Source organism: Vaccinium witches'-broom phytoplasma str. VAC (genome assembly GCF_000309405.1).
In the GTDB taxonomy this organism is placed as follows: domain Bacteria; phylum Bacillota_I; class Bacilli_A; order Acholeplasmatales; family Acholeplasmataceae; genus Phytoplasma.
The window spans coordinates 1-750 of the sequence record NZ_AKIN01000269.1; the positions used below are offsets into that span (position 1 = coordinate 1).

The following is a 750-nucleotide window of genomic DNA, read 5'->3' on the forward strand; positions in this document are numbered from 1 at the left end:
TAAATTATATCGAACAAGGTCAATGGGAAAAGTTAAATCTTTACTGCCAAATAATAAACCCCAAAAATCTACTTGACTCCCAAAATACAAAAATATTTACAACTTTAAAATATTTATTTTTAGAAAAACCAACAACTCATCCTTGGGATAAAATAAAATCTCAAACTGAGATAATCAAAGAGTTATTAACATATTTACAAACTAATTTTCCCCAAGATAACTTTACTAAAGAATCATTATCTTTTTTAAGCAATGATTTTAGTAAGGAAAATAACCTTGATTTCTTAGACAACTTAAAACACACCTATACCCAAGAAAAACTGTTCCAACAACTATTAAAAATTATTAATCCTTCTTTTGAAAATCAAGATCCTTACACTAAAAACTTATATTACCAAGAAATCTTTGATAAATTAAGAAACTTTATGGCTTTTATTCCTCACAAATCCGACCAAACCTTATTAACTTTAAATCAAATATCCTCTTGTTATCCTGAGTTTTTTGCCACCGACAACCAAGCAAAACAAAAAATTCAAGAAGAATATTACCGTTTATCTGAAACTTTCAAAGGTTTAAATCAAGCCACAAAAGGATTCAAAAAAGGCCAAATCATCACTATTGGGGGACATACTGGTTTAGGCAAAACCACTTTTGTCTACAACCTTCTTTTAGATATCACCAAAACCAAACACCAAGAAAATTTTCATTATCCTCATATTTTGGTATTTTCTTATGAAATGACAATGGAGG

At 28.5% G+C, this 750-nt stretch carries 1 protein-coding gene; it reads left to right on the plus strand.

The genetic code is table 11. The features are described 5' to 3' along the window. On the plus strand, positions 1 to 750 hold a 750-nt coding region (locus RI68_RS03410; RefSeq protein WP_017193821.1), incomplete at both ends, for a DnaB-like helicase C-terminal domain-containing protein.